Source organism: Arcticibacter tournemirensis (genome assembly GCF_006716645.1).
In the GTDB taxonomy this organism is placed as follows: domain Bacteria; phylum Bacteroidota; class Bacteroidia; order Sphingobacteriales; family Sphingobacteriaceae; genus Arcticibacter; species Arcticibacter tournemirensis.
Map to the genome: position 1 here is coordinate 4383005 of NZ_VFPL01000001.1, position 19678 is coordinate 4402682.

Annotated in this window: 13 protein-coding genes; 6 read left to right on the forward strand and 7 right to left on the reverse strand. The window is 43.0% G+C overall.

Annotated elements, in window-relative coordinates; all coding sequences use genetic code 11:
• Positions 1-75: 75 nt before the first annotated feature.
• The 5 genes from BDE36_RS18375 to BDE36_RS18395 all read right to left on the reverse strand — a co-directional run bounded on the left by BDE36_RS18375 (position 76) and on the right by BDE36_RS18395 (position 8192).
• A complete protein-coding gene (locus tag BDE36_RS18375; protein WP_141816030.1) occupies positions 76-1428 on the reverse strand; it encodes a Gfo/Idh/MocA family protein in 1353 nt (450 codons plus the stop codon).
• Positions 1429-1513: 85 nt separating this feature from the next.
• Positions 1514-1867 (reverse strand): hypothetical protein, encoded by a 354-nt coding sequence (locus BDE36_RS18380; RefSeq protein WP_141816031.1) that lies wholly within the window; start codon positions 1865-1867, stop codon positions 1514-1516.
• Positions 1868-1932: 65 nt separating this feature from the next.
• A complete protein-coding gene (locus BDE36_RS18385) occupies positions 1933-3216 on the reverse strand; it encodes an alkaline phosphatase family protein (RefSeq protein WP_141816032.1) in 1284 nt (427 codons plus the stop codon).
• A 122-nt stretch (positions 3217-3338) separates the two neighbouring features.
• Entirely contained in the window at positions 3339-4283 is a 945-nt protein-coding gene (locus BDE36_RS18390) for a hypothetical protein (protein ID WP_141816033.1), read from the reverse strand.
• A 642-nt stretch (positions 4284-4925) separates the two neighbouring features.
• A complete protein-coding gene (locus tag BDE36_RS18395; protein WP_141816034.1) occupies positions 4926-8192 on the reverse strand; it encodes a TonB-dependent receptor in 3267 nt (1088 codons plus the stop codon).
• 523 nt (positions 8193-8715) lie between these two features.
• On the opposite strand from BDE36_RS18395, the gene lpdA reads away from it, so the two are divergent.
• From lpdA to BDE36_RS18420, 5 genes are all read left to right on the forward strand, one after another.
• A complete protein-coding gene (gene lpdA / locus BDE36_RS18400; RefSeq protein WP_141816035.1) occupies positions 8716-10104 on the forward strand; it encodes a dihydrolipoyl dehydrogenase in 1389 nt (462 codons plus the stop codon).
• Positions 10105-10293: 189 nt separating this feature from the next.
• Positions 10294-11142 (forward strand): MBL fold metallo-hydrolase, encoded by an 849-nt coding sequence (locus BDE36_RS18405; protein ID WP_141816036.1) that lies wholly within the window; start codon positions 10294-10296, stop codon positions 11140-11142.
• A gap of 172 nt (positions 11143-11314) precedes the next feature.
• Positions 11315-11689, forward strand: a complete 375-nt coding sequence (locus BDE36_RS18410) for a co-chaperone GroES (protein WP_141816037.1) — start codon at positions 11315-11317, stop codon at positions 11687-11689.
• A gap of 287 nt (positions 11690-11976) precedes the next feature.
• Positions 11977-12837, forward strand: coding sequence for a sigma-70 family RNA polymerase sigma factor (locus tag BDE36_RS18415; protein WP_128768249.1), 861 nt, complete (start codon positions 11977-11979; stop codon positions 12835-12837).
• Between the two features lie 379 nt (positions 12838-13216).
• Positions 13217-13867 (forward strand): ATP-binding cassette domain-containing protein, encoded by a 651-nt coding sequence (locus tag BDE36_RS18420; protein ID WP_141816038.1) that lies wholly within the window; start codon positions 13217-13219, stop codon positions 13865-13867.
• Between the two features lie 192 nt (positions 13868-14059).
• Here the strand turns inward: BDE36_RS18420 and BDE36_RS18425 are convergent, their stop codons facing one another.
• Together BDE36_RS18425 and BDE36_RS18430 are read right to left on the reverse strand one after the other, a co-directional pair.
• A complete protein-coding gene (locus tag BDE36_RS18425; RefSeq protein WP_141816039.1) occupies positions 14060-15043 on the reverse strand; it encodes a potassium channel beta subunit family protein in 984 nt (327 codons plus the stop codon).
• A 243-nt stretch (positions 15044-15286) separates the two neighbouring features.
• Positions 15287-15856, reverse strand: coding sequence for a hypothetical protein (locus tag BDE36_RS18430; RefSeq protein WP_141816040.1), 570 nt, complete (start codon positions 15854-15856; stop codon positions 15287-15289).
• Between the two features lie 231 nt (positions 15857-16087).
• On the opposite strand from BDE36_RS18430, the gene smc reads away from it, so the two are divergent.
• On the forward strand, positions 16088-19642 hold the full coding sequence (smc, locus tag BDE36_RS18435) for a chromosome segregation protein SMC (RefSeq protein ID WP_141816041.1): 3555 nt from the start codon (positions 16088-16090) through the stop codon (positions 19640-19642).
• Positions 19643-19678 lie beyond the last annotated feature (36 nt).

A 19678-nucleotide genomic window follows, 5' to 3' on the forward strand; every position in this document is an offset into this window, starting at 1 on the left:
GAATGATTTGAGAAAATACCCCGAATGGACAGAACAAATATAGATACCTTAATTAAATATCAAAACCACTTCCTCTTAAAACCCTGAGTCATCCAGAGCGAAGGTATTTTTCCGGCTTTTCCACTTCCCTTTAGTAAAATCAGGAAACTCCTGAGGCTGGTTACCTTCTGATATCGACTTTTGAGAAAGAGGAAGAATTACGCTCATAGTTACAGAATCATACACATCAATAGGAGTCTGCTTTTTCTGTTTTACAGATTGAACGAAGGCATTAAACACATACCAGTCCATGCCCCCATGACCGGCGCCTTCAGCCTTTGCTGCATATTTTTTCCAAAGCGGGTGATCATATTTTTCCAGCCATTCTTTTGCCGGATCCCATTTATCATAGTTTTTTGATTTCCCCTCAATATAAATTGAATCAGCTACATCCATCCACAAGCCTTCCGTTCCCTGAACCCGGAATCCTAAGGAATAAGGTCGTGGCAAATGGGTGTCGTGACTTAGTATCACAGTCTCGCCGTTAGCGCAATTAATTGTTGTAGTGACCACATCGCCATTCTTATAATCGAGCTTTGCATTTTTATGGCCGGGCGACATTTTTTCAACATACGAACTCAAGCCTCTGGCTTTAGAAGCGAAGGAAACCATATTAGTAAATCTGTTTCCGCTATTAATGTCAATATAGTGCATCAAGGGACCGATTCCATGGGTGGGATAGATATCGGCATTCAGATCAATGTTATACTGAGTTCGCCATTGCGCCTCTCCAATCGATGCCTCCTGTCCAAACTCTACTCCCTTTCCATAAAAATGCTTGCCATCGTTAAATAATACAGGTCTCAAATCATGCTGATACCCCCCTTCCAGATGTACCAGTTCGCCAAACAAGCCATTCCGAACCATATTCAAAACAGCCATTACGTCACGACGGTAACATACGTTTTCCAGCGTCATGTAAGGAACGCCGGTTTTCTCCGAGGTGTTTACGATATCCCAATGGTCGTCAACGGTTAATCCGGCTATTACCTCACATCCCACGTACTTACCTGCATTCATCGCATCTACCGCCTGGTCTTTATGGAAGGCCCATGGCGTAGAAATAATAACACCGTCGATATCTTTCCTTTCAAGTAGCTTTTTATAAGCGTCAACGCCTCCCGTGTACTCTTTCGGAAGCACTTTGCCGGCCTTTACAAACTGTTCCCTGCACAATTTCAACGAGCTTTCCTGCGTATCACAGATAGCTACAATCTCAACATCGTCCCTTAATAACCCTTCATTTATATGATTTCTTCCCCGAAGGCCCACTCCGATATAGCCCAGTCTTACAACACCCCGGTCCTTTGCAAATAAAACCCCCGAGGGAAGAATAGTTAATCCAGCTGCCGCGATGGCACTCTGGGCAATGAAATCTCTACGGTTCATAGTTCTTTTTATCCTGTTATTGAAGGACTAAATATATTAATTAATGAGATTTTATTTTAAGTTTTCAACTTCTTTTGGCCGCAAGTCACTTTACCTGCCATAAGTTACCACCTTCTTTAGACTCCAGTTCTTCCGAAGAACGGATGATAAACTCGTAAGACAGAGATCCTGACAATTGCACTTTAAGGGTTTTTCCTGAAACAGAATAGGTTCCGGAAGAAATGATATCACCCATATGCAGCATGCTTACTTTATTTCCGGGAAGAAGGGTTAGCATACCACAGCCTGTTTCGCCATAACGCATAGCATTTGTAAGACAGATCTCAGTATAGGTTTTACTTTCGAGGTCGCCTAACGGATCTTCAACCTTGTTCTTCTTGCAGGAATAAACGAAAAACAACAATATGACGAACAGAGGAGCACACTTTAAAAGCTTCATAAAATAGGTTTTTGTTATTACGGGAGAGTATAACAAATCGCTACAGTGAAGCTTCCGTTCCGGAACTACCGCGGTTCCTTTTTGAGCACTGACTTCAGTACCTTCAGGCGCCCGTCAATCGTTTCCTGAAGATTTAATCCTAATATTTCAGCGACCAGAGGATATACATGAACATTTTCGAAAGCAGGAATCTGCATGTTGGATCGAAAGGCAGGTCCCCACGCGATAAAAGTCGCATGCATGTCTTTCACATTGTAAGGATCGTAACCATGTTGTCCCGGGTTAAATTGCCGGTTCGAAAAATATCCCGGCCAATCTGCTGCTAACAAAACATCAGCAATACGACCCGCAGAGTCATCTTTCGCCGAATAATGCCAGTGAGAGGGAGTATTAAATTTCGTATAAACCTTATAGCCCTTCTCATTCTTTTTAAGTTTGGTATAAACCGTGTGAATGTCTTCCTTATTCTTAACAAAAACATCCAGCATTGTTCCGCTGCCCGAAATCGTATATTGGGCAGTGTCCGCCGGAATGTCCGAGATCAGCAGTGGACGCTCATTGTTCGCCTTAGTCATTCCATGATCAGATACAAAAATGAAATTCACGGGGAGACCTGTCTTTTTAACCTCTTCCGTTAACTTTCGTACGGCGGAATCAACAAACAGCACCGCGTTCCTGGTTTCTAGGGCGTCAGGACCATGCTGGTGGGCTTCATGGTCCACTTCGGGCATATAGAATGTTATTAAATGCGGACGTTCACTTTCCGGAAGCTTTAACCAGTTTACGGTAGCCTGAATTCTGCTATCGATGTCAATTCTCTCGTTATATGGATACCAGTACGTCGGCCTTGTGTTTTTAATTGCAGCCTCCGAGCCTACCCAGTAAAAGCTAGCGCTTAACATCTGCTGTTGCTCGGCAAGCACCCAAAGAGGAGTTCCGCCATACCAACTTCCATCCTTTACTGCCTTTTTATCCGACGAAGAGTACGACTTTTCACGCTGCGGATCATAAAAACTATTATCTATTAAGCCATGATGAGAAGGATACATCCCGGTAACCAATGTATAGTGATTAGGAAATGTTGAGGAAGGAAACGAAGGGATCATGGACGCCGCATGAACACCGTGCTTTCTCATCGACAGGAGAAAACTTGCTCCGTACTTCTTATCAAAGTCATGCCTGAAGCCGTCTGCCGATATTAAAATCACATACGGCTTCTTCTGCTGTGCCAAACTGTTTTTCCGATTGGGAACTACTTTCTGAGAGGTGTCAGTTTGAGCCTTTGATGACTGTAAAAAGGATATCAGGAAAAAAAGAAAAAACAAACTAACCCGCAGAAGATGTAACATAATATGATTCTCAAACTTCACAATGCACTAGCCGTGATAAGACACACAAATGTACTAAATAAACGCTTTTGACGGCCTTATTTGAGATTCCGGTTTGTTTCCTGACGTGAGAATGACGACGCCTACATCTTCGTCCAGCCATCCTTATCCTTTGTCTTCTCCTTCGCCACTGTTGGGCTCTTCCCCTTTGCCTGTTTCAGCCTTTGCCTTTGCAGCTTGTTATAGGCCTTGCTGTTTAACCCGACCTTTCGCCAGCCTGAATCCGGTGCCCATGATTCGTATTTGGATACCCGGATGATCTGCGGTGGTTCCTCATACGGCGTTTCCCGATCAGCACGGATAAAGCTCCCGATGATCTCTGTTGAACTGTGTTTTGAACGGTCCTGTACGATCTCCAGGATCCCGTTATTGTTCCGGTAGTATTTCAGAGAGAACCCCACCAGAAGTAAACATCCTTCCGGTACGTCCGACTCAAATGTCCATTCGGTGGCCTCCTGACGCCCGGTAATCAGTTTCACTTCCAGCTTCTCTTCTCCAAGGCTCTTGTACCGGCTGTTCTTAAAGTCGAAGGCGATCACCTGGGCCTTGATGATGCAATAGCTGCAGCTGGAGGATGGCGTCAGGTCTTTTAGATACACGAACGACGGAAAGCTCACCCGGATCGTTCCCTTTTCATCCATCCCGACCTCCGGTGTCAGCCTCCACTGGTTGCGCAGAGGGGCCGCCGCATTGAACTCGAAGCCCTTCAGCCTGCTGATATCTCCGCCGGTGATCTCCCTTTGTCCCCGAGGCCTGTCGTCCTTGCCGATCACTTCGGTAAGTGTTCTGACCATCCTGTTCATCATCCTGCCATCATACTCATACCCGTACAGGTTCCCAAAGGCATACCGAAGCATCTTGCCTGCTGTACTGGCCAGCCCGAACTCGGCGCTGCTCTCCCGCGTGGCCTCCGTTTGACGGACCGTGCCCCGGCCTGGCTTAGATTGTATAATGTTGCGGTTGCCGACCTTGCGGAATGCGTAATTCCCCACGCTTCCCCTTAAATATTTGCCTTGTATGATTGCCATGCCCGTTTTGGTTTAGATGAACATCGGTTTGGTTTATGAAGCTAATTTAGGAATCCTGAAAATTAAAAACATAAAAAATTTGAAATCTTTTTTCTTTAAAGATTAAACCACTTTCTCCTGAAAGAGAGCGGATTAGCTCTGCAGGTGCAGCAAGGCGATCTGAAAACGGGCTGTATAAGGGTATAAACAACGTTTGGACTGCATTTCAGCCTTTGCGGTCAAACAATATAAAAACTATGTTAAAAGTCCGTGTTTTAATGCCAAAACACGGACTTTTAACGCACTCATCACGTAATATGGACGCTAACGTAGTGATGAGGTTTAAAATAAGTTGCAGGCTGGGTACAGGTTGGGGAGGTAAAACCGGAGATAGGTAGGGTATAAAAAGTATAAGTGTCGTTAAAATAAAAAAGGCCGGAATCACTCCCGGCCTTTCACATTATCAATTATACTAACTTACTTTATTGTTATTAAGTTGTCTATTTTCAGCTGATAAGTAGTATATAGACAACTAATTTCTTGGGGCGGATATGGCCCTAGGCTATTAACAGTGGCTTAACGACACATTATCTCATTTAGCATAAATACAAAAGCCGTTCTGGATTATACCAGAACGGCTTTTGTATTTTAAACGTTCAGTTCTTAATTAAAGATATATCTGAAACCAAACTGCATATAATAAGTTGAGTTAATGGTTTGATTATCTCTAAATGTGGTAGAAACAGGAAGGTTTCTATCTGTCGCCAATCGATATAGGGGCTTAGTCGTTCCTCCAGGCGTAATACTATTAATATTAGACACAGAAACCAATGAGCCACTATTCGGGTTTAAGGTCCTTTTAGCACCCCAATTTTTGTTAAGTAGATTACCTAGATTAAACACATCCCAACTGAATTGAAGTGTATTTCTTTTTCCTCCTACATTAACAAAAACATCTTGAAGAAATTTCATATCTACCTGATTTCTCCATGGATACAATGCTCCATTACGTTCTGCATATTCACCTTTATGAGAACTTAAATATTTATCTTGCTCTATATAACGGAAGAACATGGCTTTTTGCTGTTCGGGAGTATAAGAAACTCCGTTTATAGTCGTTGCTGCAAAATCTATTTCTGACTCGTCTTTAGGAATGTACATCAGTGAATTATTAGACCCATCGCGAGTTAGGTTAGTTGTTACATAAGAGAACCGCCCATCATTTGATCCTTCATAAAATAACGATATTGTAGTACCTAAATTCTTCAGGTACTCTTTCCTATAGGATACCGAAGCTATTACTCTATGGGGAACAACATAACTTGCATAACTCAAGTCGGGGTTGTTAGCCCCGTTAATAGTGGGTGTTAAATTCCAGGCACTTCCAGCCTGATCGCCGCTTCCATCAAACAAATTCTTAGCTTCGCTTCCAACATATGCGACAGAAGCTGCTAACCCTCGGGTAATTTGTTTCTCCAATTTCGCGGTAATCGAAAAATAATATCCCTTGTAAACATTTTCTAACTGGAAGGCATTAAACGAACCATTCAATTTTGCTGTTGGATAGACCAATCTATTATCAGGGTAATCAGCAATATTTGTTGCCGTTGGTGCTGAGAGATTGACATTCCTCCACATCGCAGCAATTAAATCCCTGTTATAGATTCCCTCTAATGTTCCTACTATTCCCCATGGAAGCCTTGCATCTAACGCTAAACTACTTTTCCACGTTTGAGGCATTTTAAAATCATCATCTATAGCAGCTATAGATGACGGAATAGATGTTCCCGCCAAAGGAGGTGTTGATGGCAAATAAGCTGCTGGATCTGGGTTAAATGGACCGGGAACAGGAGTCGCATTAGCCCCCGTTGTTGGATAAGCACTTGTAAACTGAAGCATTCCCGAATCCCCTGCTTGTGCAACAACCCAAACAAAAGGAACGGAACCCGTAAAGATTCCCGAACCTCCTCTTAATTGGAGGGTACGATCTCCTTTTATGTCCCAGTTGAATCCTATTCTAGGAGAAAACATAAGAGTTGATCCTGGCAATTTACCTGTGTTTATTTTCTCTCCATTTTCAAACGTCAGCGGAGTAACTAAAGGATGTTCAGCTAATGAACCGGGGTAAGTTGGCAATTCTATACGAAGTCCAGGGGTTATTTTCAATCGTTCAGTAAGCGCTATCTGATCCTGTGCATATAACGAATAATTAGCAAATTTAAATGTTGGATAAGCTTGTTTGTAACCTGGGGTTAGGGAATAAGTAACAGCAAAATCTGTTGGGTTCGCGCCATTTACAAAATCATTCCATGATGCAAACCTATAATAGCTACTGCCAAAACGCATAAAACCATTCTTAGTTTTGCTGAAATCGGCTTGGGCGCCGACTGTCCAATTGTGCTTACCCGATGTCCAGGTCAAGTTATCTCTGAATGAATAGGTTTCTACGTCTCTAAGATTTCCGAATGTAAAAAGTTCTGTACCAAAGGAAGTATAAAACTTGCCGTCTTCCATGATGTCGACAAAAGGAAATACGCCTCCATCACTGCTGCGCGGATCATTTTGATGCGTATAAGAAGCCCTAAGAGTATTTGAAAATTTACCACCGAAGGTTGAATTTAATTCAGCAGCTACTGAATAATAATTTGCCTCCTGATAATAATTCGCACTCTTAAATGCTAAAGCGTTGTTATCCAGCCTAGTAGTTCCCGAAGGATTGCCTGAGATGGTTCCAGAGCTAGAAGTGCTTGGAAAAGATGGCGTTTTACTTTCTAGCTGACTATAACGAACATTTAAACGATGATTCCGATTAATATTCCAGTCAACACGAGCTAAAAATTTGTCACTATTCGATTCAAAATCATATCCATCATATGGTCCCACATCATATCCATAATTATCCAGCATATATGTTCTGATAGCATTCAACCTTTCTGCTGTAGGTCTGGCAACATTATTGTCAGGCCCCCCAAAGGGATTATCGGCAGTCGATGCTTTCTTTAACTGGCCGGGAGTGATATTCTTATCTGTTTCAGCATTTAAAAAGAAAAAAAGCTTGTCCTTAATAATAGGTCCTCCAAAACGGAATCCATACTGATTATATTGGAGATTTTCCTGAGTAATTTTATAAGATCCAACGCGACTTCCCTGCCCCTTTTCACTTCTAAAATAAGTATATACAGATCCGGAGAATTCATTTGTCCCGGAACGTGTTACTGCGTTTATTGAACTTCCTACAAATCCTGAGTTTTGAACATCATAAGGAGTTACATTAACCGAAATCTCTTCAATGGCATCTAGCGAAATAGGCTGAGAAGAATATCGTCCTGAACTAACTCCTGGAAGATTGCTTCCTATACCAAAACTATTGTTAAAGCTGGAGCCATCGACTGTTATATTATTCTGTCTATAATTTCCACCTCCAATAGCATTACCGTTTGCTTGTGGTGTTAAACGAGTTAGATCATTTATACTTCTGCTGATAGTCGGTAAAGTTTGAATCTCCCGCGTACTGATATTAGTCGTCGAACCACTTCTGTCTGCATTTAATACAGATCTTGGATCTGTTGCTGTTACAGAAACTTCTGTCAACTCTGTTCCAGCCTGACTTACATTAACATTCAGGACATAAGGTTCTCCTAACTTAAGTAAGACATTATCGATACGTCTTGATTGATAGCCTATATAGCTAACTTCCACACGGTACGGACCGCCACTCCTCATATTTGGAATTGAAAAATGACCTTCGCTATTAGTTGAAGCGCCATAAACAGTTCCTGTTGGCTGATGCGTGGCTTTCACCGTAGCTCCAATCAAAGGCTCTCCTTTTGAATCTCTAACAGATCCGGTAATACTACTTGTTGTCACCTGGGCGTACGAAGTCGCCACTCCCAGTAAGGCAAGAAGTGTAAAAAGTAAAAACTTCCTCATAAAAATTTGCTGTTTGATTAAAAATGAAAATTATATTTTGATTTTCGTCGCAAAGATAACCACGTTTTTTTAAAAATTTGCAGGGTTCTGCGTTAAATTAATATTAATAAACGGTTAAATCATCTAAGGATTTATCAGAAACGAAATTTTTCAGCCTTTAATTATCATTATACTACTAAGAGTTATAAAACATAAAAAAAATGTGGAAAACTTTTATGGAAATTGTTAATAAGTTATATCACACCAGATTATGCGCTCTTATTCATGTATTGCTGTATAAAACTGAATATTCGGGTATCTTTCTTTGAAGATACGGTTAAAAACGTTCAGCTTTATTGTTTCGCAAAAAGGTCAACAATAATATCAAGCAAAGAGTGTCTTCTTTCCAAAATCAACAGGCTTCGTTTTAGTAATTTACCTAACGACAAACACTTTAAATTTCATTATATGTTATTGCTGTGAAAATCGGAATGCAAAATTTTGCGTAAGTTTGGCGCGTTCAAAAATATAAATAGAAATTCTTATGAATTACGACTTAATAGTTATCGGAAGCGGCCCCGGCGGCTATGTTGCTGCGATTCGCGCTTCACAGCTGGGCTTAAAGACAGCGATCATTGAACGCGAATCTTTAGGTGGTATTTGCCTTAACTGGGGATGTATTCCAACAAAAGCGTTATTGAAAAGCGCGCAGGTTTTTGAATATATCAAACATGCTTCTGATTACGGTATCCAGGTTCAGGGTGGCGAGGCCGACTTCGGCGCTGTCATCAAACGCAGCCGTGGTGTGGCTGAAGGCATGAGTAAGGGTATCCAGTTCCTGATGAAGAAGAACAAGATCGATGTGATCATGGGTGTTGCCAAAATCAAAAAAGGCGGCAAAGTGGAGGTAAAAGCTGCAGATGGTTCTGCTAAGGAATACACTGCAAAGCATACGATCCTGGCTACCGGCGCGCGCTCACGCGAATTGCCTAACCTGAAGCAGGATGGCAAGAAGATCATTGGCTACCGTCAGGCGATGAACCTTCCTGAACAGCCAAAGAGCATGATCGTAGTTGGATCAGGAGCTATCGGTATTGAATTTGCTTATTTCTATAGCGCATTAGGCACTAAAGTTACTGTGGTTGAATTTATGGACCGCATTGTTCCGGTAGAAGATGAGGAAATCTCTAAACAACTGGAAAGAAGTCTTAAGAAAGCCGGCATTAATATTCTTACCAGCTCTACTGTTGAAGCAGTGGATACATCAGGTGAGGGTTGTAAGGCACAGGTAAAATCGGCTAAGGGAACTGAAACCTTAGAGGCTGAGATTGTTCTTTCCGCAGTCGGCATCACTCCTAATATTGAGAATATCGGTCTTGAGGAGGTGGGTGTTAAGACAGATCGCGGACGAGTGATCGTTGACGACTTCTATAAAACCAATATTGAAGGTGTATACGCAATCGGCGATATTGTAAAGGGACAGGCACTTGCGCACGTTGCATCTGCTGAAGGTATTATCTGCGTTGAAAAGATCGCAGGTCACCATCCGGAACCTTTAGATTATAATAACATCCCGGGTTGTACTTATTGTACTCCTGAAATTGCTTCTGTTGGTTATACTGAAAAAGGAGCTAAAGAAGCAGGATACGAAATTAAAGTGGGTAAATTCCCCTTCTCTGCATCGGGTAAAGCGAGCGCTGCCGGCACGAAAGATGGCTTTGTAAAGGTGATCTTTGATGCAAAATATGGTGAGTTCCTCGGAGCTCACATGATTGGCGCCGGTGTTACTGAAATGATTGCCGAAGTTGTAGTTGCACGTAAACTTGAAACAACCGGCATGGATATCATTAAGTCTGTTCACCCCCACCCTACCATGAGCGAAGCGGTTATGGAAGCTGCTGCTGATGCGTACGGCGAGGTGATACACCTATAATTGAGTTGCAGGTTGAGAGTTGTGGGTTGAAGGATATGTATAGCGCATTAAAAGCGGGATAAATTACAAAAGGGCAATAGATAGATTGTATTTATTGCTCTTTTTTGTACATTATTTATCGTCTGTCCTAACCTTCTTTGCTGAAGGTTCTCCCTACTCACAACACGCAACTTACAACATACAACACATATGAACCTCTACTCCATCAACACTGGTCTTTTTAAATTGGACGGCGGCGCCATGTTCGGGGTAGTTCCTAAAACCATATGGAGCAAGACGAATCCGGCGGACGAAAACAATCTGTGCACTCTTGCTATGCGTTGCCTTCTTGTGGAGGAAGGGAATCGCCTTATCCTCATTGATACGGGCATTGGCGACAAGCAAAGCGAAAAGTTCTTCAGGTATTATTATCTGCATGGAGAGGATACACTGGAAAAATCGTTAAAGCAACATGGATTTCATCGCGATGATATTACTGATGTGTTCCTCACGCATCTTCACCTGGACCATGTGGGCGGCGCCGTGGTAAGGGATGGGCAAGATCTTGTTCCTGCTTTTAAAAATGCGGTTTATTGGACTAGTAAACGACATTGGGACTGGGCAGCAAATCCAAATGAGCGGGAAAAGGCTTCTTTTCTTGCCGAAAACATCAATCCTCTTCAGGAAAGTGGTAAACTGAACTTCATAAACGAAAGCAACCCGACTTCCCTTACACCTGATTTTGGTATTCGTTTCACTTACGGGCACACGGATTCGATGATGCTGCCAACTTTGCAATATAAAGACCGTACAGTTGTCTTTGTGGCAGATTTACTGCCAACTACCGGGCACATTCCCGTTCCTTATGTTGCCGGTTATGATGTTTTCCCATTGCAGTCTATGGCAGAAAAAAGAGCGTTTCTGGATGAGGCACAGCAGAATAACTATATTTTATTCTTTGAGCACGACGCGGTTCATGAATGCTGCACGCTGCAACAAACCGAAAAGGGCATAAGACTTGCTGATACTTTTTCGCTGAGAGGGATAGCTGGGAGGTGAGGGTTGAAAGTGGAGAGTTGAAGGTTGAAGGTTTTGAGTTGTAACAGAAAGCTGAAAAGCGGAAAGTCCAAAGAGACAAGTTAATAGTCTGTTACTAAAGTTAAAGCTTAATGACGAAAGTAAAAGCCAACTGCCAATACCTCTAAAATAAGCTGATAAGCTCTAAAATAACATGCAAATTACACCTGATAACAAAATAAAAAAGCTGATTGTTGTGGGCGACAGGCTCCTGATTAAGCCTCTGAAACCGGAGGAAAAGACGGCTTCGGGATTGTTTTTACCTCCGGGAGTTCAGGAGAAAGAAAAGGTAAGACAGGGATATGTTATAAAGGCAGGTCCGGGCTACCCGATTCCGCAGGTTGCGGATGATGATGATGTGTGGAAAGGACGCGACGATCAGGTTAAATATATCCCCTTACAGGCGAAAGAAGGCGACCTAGCCATCTTTCTTCAGAACTCGTCAACAGAAATAGTTTATCAGGGAGAGAAGTACTTTATCGTGTCCCAGGGAGCAGTTTTAATGCTTGAACGAGAAGATGAATTGTAATTAAAGTTCTCTTTTGTCTGTTAAGTGTAATTTTGAAATATATTAAAACCTTCGCTCCGTAATAAGGGTTTACAGAATAGAACTAAACACTTTAAAAGAACTTTATAAAAAGGTAGTGTCTTTGCGGGGGCAGGACTTCCATGGAATGATTTTTGCTAACTATTGTCGCAATTCAAATTTAATATTAAAAACAATTAGTTTAGCAACTTTTTCGTTAAAGCATCGTTTAAGAAACAAAAGTTCTTAACTTTGCACACGCTTTTTAGAAAGGGGTATCATAACTTTAAATGAGACAACTCAAAATAACACAATCGATTACCAATCGCGAGTCGCAATCACTCGACAAGTACCTTCACGAGATTGGTAAAGTAGATTTGATTACTGCTGAAGAAGAAGTAATTCTGGCTCAAAAGATTCGGGAAGGCGACCAGGCTGCTCTCGAACGCTTAACCAAAACTAACTTGCGGTTCGTAGTATCGGTAGCAAAACAATATCAGAATCAGGGGCTTACTTTGGGCGACCTGATCAATGAAGGAAATCTGGGGCTGATTAAAGCGGCTAAACGCTTTGACGAGACCAAAGGGTTTAAGTTCATTTCATACGCAGTATGGTGGATACGCCAGTCAATCCTTCAGGCGATTGCAGAACAGTCGCGTATTGTACGTTTACCTTTGAACCAGGTAGGATCGTTAAGCAAGATCAGTAAGGCATTTTCAAGGCTTGAGCAGGAATACGAACGTGAACCGTCTCCCGAAGAACTCGCAGATATTTTAGAAACAACGGTAGATAAGATCTCTGATACTTTAAGTAATTCAGGACGTCATGTATCAATGGATGCTCCGTTTGTTCAGGGAGAAGAAAATACCCTGCTGGATGTGCTCGAAAATGATGATCCGAATACAGATAGTAACCTGATCAATGAATCGCTTTCTGAAGAGATTAAGCGGTCGTTACAAACGCTTACAGAACGCGAGCGCGAGATCATCGTATTGTTTTTCGGACTGGGGACCAATCATCCGCTGTCACTGGAAGAAATTGGTGAGAAGTTTAATCTTACCCGTGAAAGGGTCAGACAGATTAAAGATAAGGCCTTACAGCGTTTACGTCATACATCACGCAGTAAAATCCTTAAATCCTACTTAGGTTAATAAAACAGTTTTATTAAAAATACTTGAAAGGCTTCCCTGAAAAGGAAGCCTTTTTTTATTTGATTAATAGTTTTAAACTTCTAAATTGTCGGTGTGAAGAAGTACCTTCAATTCTATAGGCTGTACTATGTCTGGTTTGCCCTGGCAAACTTCATCGGCTTCTGGATTTTCTTTTTTGAACCCGTTCCCCTGCCTATTCTGTTTATTATTAAGGCGTCTTTCTTCCCTGCGATTTATCAGCTTGCCAAACCATCCGTAAAAAAATACTTTTGTTACTTCCAGAATTTAGGTTATCCTGCCAATAAGCTTTTTATAAGTGTCGCGTGTTTTGACTTTGCGGCTTTTATTCTAATTATTTTAATCATTAATTCTTTTAAAGATGCTTGAAATAGATAGTGTATCGCTTTGCTTTGGCAGAAAACAAGTATTGTCGGGCTGTTATATTTGCTGCAAACCCGGCGAGATCGTCGGTCTTCTGGGAAGGAATGGCTGCGGCAAATCAAGCTTGCTGAAGATCATCTTTGGTACCCTAAAGGCTGATTTCATGCATCTGAAGGTCGGCAGCAAGATTACGAAAAAAACTTTTCCGGGAAAAGATGTGGCGTATCTTCCTCAGCATAACTTCATTCCACCTTTCCTGACCGTTAGAAAGGTACTCGAAGATTGTGACCCGTCTGTGGCTACAGAAGAGGCTGTTGTGAGCCTTAACGAACTAAAAGACAGCCGTATAAACAGCTTATCCGGAGGCGAACGGCGATTTTTGGAATGCCTGTGGCTGCTGTCACGCCCGGCAACGTACCTCTTGCTGGATGAACCTTTTTCCGAAATTGCTCCTTTCCAGATTGAAATCCTTCAGGATATCATCCGGACAAAAGGGAAAACCAAAGGTATTATCCTTACAGATCATTTTTATCTCCCTTTAATGGAAGTGAGCACCAGGATTGTTCTGATGCACAATAACGCCATCTATAATATTCGCGACGAGTCTGACCTTATTCTGTATAATTATATCCCGGACTTTAGCAGTTGACGGGAGAGAATGGACAGTTGACAATGGACAATTGACAGTTGACAATCGACAATTGATAATGGACAGGGGACAATGGACAATTGATAAGGGACAATGGACAAGGGACGATTGATAATGGACAAGGGGCTGTTGACAAACAAGTGATTTAGTGTGCGGCTAAACCACTTGTTTGTTATGGCTGACTAATATCAATTAATGAGCGGGGATTACGGGTTTGTTCTGGAGCACCTGCTCGATCTTTTCCATTATCTCTCCGGTTATCAGCGGGAGAACGTCGAGTGCGGTGAGATTTTCGGACAGCTGCGCGGTTTTTGATGCTCCAAGGATTACCGTACTTACATTTGGGTTCTTCAGGCACCATGCCAGTGCGAGTTTAGGCATGCTGACGCCCATTTCATCTGCTATTACCTTAATCTTGCGCGCTTTCTCCAGGCTCTCGTCTATAAGCGTACTATTCTTTAACCAGTCGAGCCCCGGTATGTGCAAACGTGTGTCGGTAGGGTCTGAATCATTATACTTTCCCGACAATAAACCTGACGCCAAAGGTGACCAGATAGTGGTACCAATGCCGTGATCACGAAACAACAGATGATATTCCTTCTCAAGCTTATTTCGCTCAAGCATATTATACTGTGGCTGCTCCATTGTAGGCCCGATGAGGTGATTCTCCCTGGCAACCCGGATTGCTTCAGCGATCTCTACAGCGCTCCACTCCGAAGTCCCCCAGTACAGGATCTTCCCCTGCTGAAGCAAGGTGTTCATCGCCCATACTGTTTCCTCTATCGGCGTATTGATATCTGGCCTGTGACAAAAATAAAGATCGAGGTAATCAACCTGCAAACGTTTTAATGCTCCATGACAGCCTTCTATCACATGCTTACGGGACAAACCGATGCGATTAGGACCTTTCTTCTCCGCTCCAAAAAACACCTTGCTTGAAACTAAATAGGATTCACGGTCCCAGTCTTTACTTTTCAGTATCTTACCCATTACCTCTTCCGATTTACCACCAGCATAACCTTCTGCATTGTCAAAGAAGTTCACACCGTTATCGTAAGCGATGCTCATGAGTTCGTCGGCAACATCGTCCGAAATTTGTTTTCCGAAAGTCAACCAGCTGCCCAGTGATAAAACGCTCACCTGAAGCCCGGACTTTCCTAATCTTCTATATTCCATATTCGTAAAATCAATGTGTTATACAAAACTAAAGAGGGTTTTAGATTAAAGATACATTTCATTGTCAAATAAGGAACGACAATCCGCATCCTTAAGGCGAAAGTATAGTACTGTTGAGTTATACATAGGTTTAAGTACGAGTCAGCTGAAGCCTTCGTTTTATAAAAACCAAGGAGTCGTCTTGCTTTAACGCATTCGTTCAGCACGGTTACCGCTGGGGTGGCTTGTGCTTGTTACAATGCTTCAATATTCAGGCCGGTTGAGGATGGCTTGCTGTATTATCGCCTGCCGCATGTCAAACTCGAAATAAACATCCTGATCCTCATGAGTGAGAGGATTCATTCCATGCTTGTGAGGAGCGTGAATGTTCCTGTTTTTTACAGTCTCATCAGATATATCTTCAAAATGAGTTAATTCTACGCGCGTTGGGGTGACAGTCTTTTCCAGTCCACTCCTTTTGGGCAAAACCGGCTTCTCATATACCGGTTCGCTGTAATCTCTTGTATATACAGGTTCATAAGGACGCTGCGGATTAGTGGCTTCCCTTACTAAAACGGGTTCAGGCTTAGCCTGAGGTTTTGGAGCAGGTATCGAAGGACTTTGAGGCCAGGAGACAACCGGTCTGTGTGGTGGCATAGAAGGACGCGGCTCGGATACTTGCTTTTTCTGAGGATTAGAAGTCTCATCAGCTTCGCTCTGTTTTGTTGGAAGAGAAGGATTTCGCTTACGCGCTTTCTCCTGTTCCTCTTGAAAATTGCTGTAAAGCTTATATGCAGCAATGATTATACCAATAACGAAAGGCAAATACTCCATCTGTTAAAGTTAGTGGTTTCTATTGATAGATGAAAGAAGTTATTTTTTGTTGGGGAGATTGGTTGAAGACTATATGGTCAGATACTGTCTTACGTTTTGTACTCATAATAAACCGGCCTTAATCCTATTTTTATTCGTGCGTGTGTAGCATCAAAAACTTCATGTACATTTGCCTGGTTATTTTGACAACCAATAGGTTATAATAAAAGGGGAAAGAGAACAAAACTAAGGATGCAATTAACGAAGCTGGAGATTAAGGGCTTTAAGAGCTTTGGCGACAAAATCACTATAAATTTTAATGAAGGGATTACGGCTATTGCCGGACCTAATGGCTGCGGAAAATCTAATGTGGTAGATGCTATCCGCTGGGTGCTTGGCGAACAGAGCACGAAGGCGCTGCGTTCCGAAAAAATGGAGAACATCATTTTTAACGGCACCAAAACGCGCAAGCCATCACAGCTTGCAGAGGTTTCGTTAACCTTCGACAATACAAAGAACATCCTCCCTACCGAGTTCGCGCATGTTACCATTACCCGTAAGTTATACCGCAGCGGAGAAAGCGAGTACCGGCTGAATGATGTTCATTGCCGGCTTAAAGACATTACAGATCTCTTTCTCGACACTGGTATCGGATCTGACTCCTACTCTATTATTGAGTTGAAAATGATCGACGAGATCATTGCGAACAAAGAAGGTTCAAGGCGAGCTTTATTTGAGGAGTCGTCGGGAATTTCGAAATATAAGCTTCGGAAAAAGCAGACGTTTAATAAGCTGAAAGATACGGAGGCTGACCTGAGCCGGGTTGAAGACCTGCTGTTTGAAATAGAGAAGAATCTCAAAACACTCGAAAACCAGGCTAAAAAAGCAGAACGGTATTACAAGCTTAAAGAACAGTACCAGTCCCTCAGCGTGACACTTGCTTCGTTCCGGATTACGGGCTTCAGGGAATCATTGGAGAAGCTTGATGAGCAGGAGGAGCGTCACAACGTCGAAAAAAGCGGTATCATTGCAGAAATCGATAAGCTAGAAGCGGCCCTTCAGCAATTTAAGACCGAAAATATCACAAAAGAGAAAAACTTGTCGGCCCAGCAGAAGGCGGCTAATGAGTTTACTTCAAAAATACGTGCTTACGAGAGCGAAAAAAAGATTAAGAATGAACAGCTGCGTTTTTTGCAGGATAAGGAAAAACGTCTGAGTGAGGAACTCGACAAGGATAAAAATCAGCTGAATCATGTTATCTACAACATTAAGCGGCTGAATGAAGAACATCTTCAGGAGAGCGAAAAGCTAAACGCCATCAGCTCCGGCCTTTCAGAAAAGAAAGCCGAGCTGGATGAAATGCGCTTGCAGCAACAATCCTCCAAAACGGCTCTTGACAGTTTTGTAAAGCAAAACAATGAACTGCAGAACGAGGTCTATAAGGTCGAAAAGGACCTGACGGTCTTGAATATTCAGAAGGATGCTCTTTTGCAGGAAAGCAGGCGCAATATCGCAGATACAGAATCGAAAGAAACGGAGCTGAACGAGTTCAATAAAGCGATATCCGAACTCGACAACAAGCTGAAGATCAAAAAGGAAGAGCTTGAGGCAGCTCAGATGTACGAGGATGATCTGGAACTGCAGATCAAGTCGACCGACGAACAGCTAAACAGACATAAGGAACAACTGTCGGCAGAAAGCCGAAAGCTTGACGCCAAACAGAATGAATATAACCTGACAAAATCGCTTGTAGACAACCTTGAAGGATTCCCTGAATCAATACGGTTTCTGAAGAAGAACACGGGATGGGCAAAACAGGCTCCTCTCCTGTCGGATGTTCTTTTCTGTAAGGAAGAGTACCGTATCGCGATTGAGAACTACCTGGAGCCTGTGATGAACCACTATGTGGTGGAGACTCATGCGGAGGCCGTTCAGGCCATACGGCTGCTCAGCGACTCATCCAAGGGCAGGGCAAACTTCTTTATTCTTGCAGCCCTGGACGCAGGGCCTGAGCCTTCGGCGCTTGATATGGTGGGAAGCAACCTTATTCCTGCCCTCAGCATCATAGATGTTGAAGAAAAATACAGCAGGCTTTGCCGTCAGCTCCTCAGAAATGTATTTATTCTGACTACCGGCGATGAGGAAGAGCTAGGCAGCATTCTTCCTGATAAAAACGTCGTTATCCTCAGTGGCAGCGGTAAGTTTATTAAAAGCCGTATTACCATGGCTGGCGGCTCTGTGGGACTCTTTGAAGGCAAGCGTATCGGCCGGGCGAAGAATCTTGAGAACCTTGCCAAAGAGATCAGGGCTCTTGAAAATAAGATCAGTGTGCTCAAAACTTCAATCGAGCAAGAGGTTCAGAAGTCGGGCACCTTGCGATCGAGTTCAAAAAAGGAAGAAATACGGTTATTACAGCAGGATACAAACCGGCTGAATAACGAACTTATATCCCTGCAAACGCGACAGGAGCAGTATACTACATTTATTCAGAACAGCCAAAACCGTAAGCAGGATATTGAACAAAAGATCCGGTCGCTGAACGAAGAGCTTGAGAAAGCCGGTCCTGAGCTAAACCGGCTAAAAGATAAAAAGCAGGAAATGAGCAACATGCTTGCTGAAAAACAGCAGGCTTATCACGAACTTGCGGAGCTGGTAACAGAACGGGCAACAGCCTGGAACCAGGAGAACATCCGCTTCCATCAGCAGCAAAATAAAGTTTCAGGAATAGAGAAAGACCTGGACTACCGCGACAGCCAGCAGCAGGGACTCGATACCAGAATCGCCACCAACGGCACAGAACTCGAAAAAACCCGGTCGGAGATCAACGAAACACTGCAGCATGTGGATCATTCGGATGAAGATCTGATAGCCATGTATGTTCAGAAAGAAGAGTTTGAAAAGGGCGTACGTGAAGCTGAACAGGAGTATTATCAATCGAGAGGTGTGATAACAGAAACGGAAAATGCTGTTTCTGCATTGCGGCGTAAAAAGGAACAGTCGGAACTGATCGGAAACGAGCTGAAGGAGAAAAAGACGAGTCTGCGGCTGGAACTGAACGCGTTGAAAGAAAGACTGTCGATAGAGTTTTCGATTGATATTGCCGACCTTCTTGACGCGGAGATCCCTGAAGGAGAGAATGAAACCGACCTTAAGGAAAGAACTGATAAGCTTAAACGCCAGCTGGATGACTTCGGCGCTATCAACTCGATGGCTATGGAGGCTTATAAGGAAATGAACGAGCGCTATTCCTTTATTCAGGGGCAGAAAAAGGACCTGCTGGAGGCAAAGGCTTCGCTGATGGAGACAATCAGGGAGATAGACGACAGCGCGAAGAGCAAATTCATGGATGCCTTTTTGCAGGTCCGGGATCACTTCATCCGCGTGTTCCGTTCGCTCTTCAACGAAGAGGACAGCTGTGACCTGATACTCTCTGATCCCGAGAATCCTCTCGAGTCGGACATCGATATCATTGCACGCCCCAAGGGGAAACGCCCTCTGTCTATAAATCAGCTCTCGGGAGGAGAAAAGACATTAACGGCAACAGCCCTGCTCTTTTCGCTATACCTGCTAAAACCGGCTCCTTTCTGTATTTTCGATGAGGTAGATGCACCGCTGGATGATACGAACATCGACAAGTTCAATAATATTATCCGTAAATTCTCCTCTGAATCGCAGTTTATAGTGGTGTCGCATAACAAACGTACTATAGCGAGTACAGACATCGTTTATGGTGTAACTATGGTTGAGCAGGGTATCTCGCGGGTTGTGGCGGTGGATTTGAGGGAATATCCGGCAGAGGTGAGTTGAGAGTTTAAAGTGGAGTTGAGAGTTTAAAGTGAAGAG

Bases quoted from the DNA above. Each gene is read 5' to 3' on its own strand.
- BDE36_RS18375 (WP_141816030.1), bottom strand. From the start codon at position 1,428: ATGAACCGTAGAGATTTCATTGCCCAGAGTGCCATCGCGGCAGCTGGA.
- BDE36_RS18380 (WP_141816031.1), bottom strand. From the start codon at position 1,867: ATGAAGCTTTTAAAGTGTGCTCCTCTGTTCGTCATATTGTTGTTTTTC.
- BDE36_RS18385 (WP_141816032.1), bottom strand. From the start codon at position 3,216: ATGTTACATCTTCTGCGGGTTAGTTTGTTTTTTCTTTTTTTCCTGATA.
- BDE36_RS18390 (WP_141816033.1), bottom strand. From the start codon at position 4,283: ATGGCAATCATACAAGGCAAATATTTAAGGGGAAGCGTGGGGAATTAC.
- BDE36_RS18395 (WP_141816034.1), bottom strand. From the start codon at position 8,192: ATGAGGAAGTTTTTACTTTTTACACTTCTTGCCTTACTGGGAGTGGCG.
- lpdA (WP_141816035.1), top strand. From the start codon at position 8,716: ATGAATTACGACTTAATAGTTATCGGAAGCGGCCCCGGCGGCTATGTT.
- BDE36_RS18405 (WP_141816036.1), top strand. From the start codon at position 10,294: ATGAACCTCTACTCCATCAACACTGGTCTTTTTAAATTGGACGGCGGC.
- BDE36_RS18410 (WP_141816037.1), top strand. From the start codon at position 11,315: ATGCAAATTACACCTGATAACAAAATAAAAAAGCTGATTGTTGTGGGC.
- BDE36_RS18415 (WP_128768249.1), top strand. From the start codon at position 11,977: ATGAGACAACTCAAAATAACACAATCGATTACCAATCGCGAGTCGCAA.
- BDE36_RS18420 (WP_141816038.1), top strand. From the start codon at position 13,217: ATGCTTGAAATAGATAGTGTATCGCTTTGCTTTGGCAGAAAACAAGTA.
- BDE36_RS18425 (WP_141816039.1), bottom strand. From the start codon at position 15,043: ATGGAATATAGAAGATTAGGAAAGTCCGGGCTTCAGGTGAGCGTTTTA.
- BDE36_RS18430 (WP_141816040.1), bottom strand. From the start codon at position 15,856: ATGGAGTATTTGCCTTTCGTTATTGGTATAATCATTGCTGCATATAAG.
- smc (WP_141816041.1), top strand. From the start codon at position 16,088: ATGCAATTAACGAAGCTGGAGATTAAGGGCTTTAAGAGCTTTGGCGAC.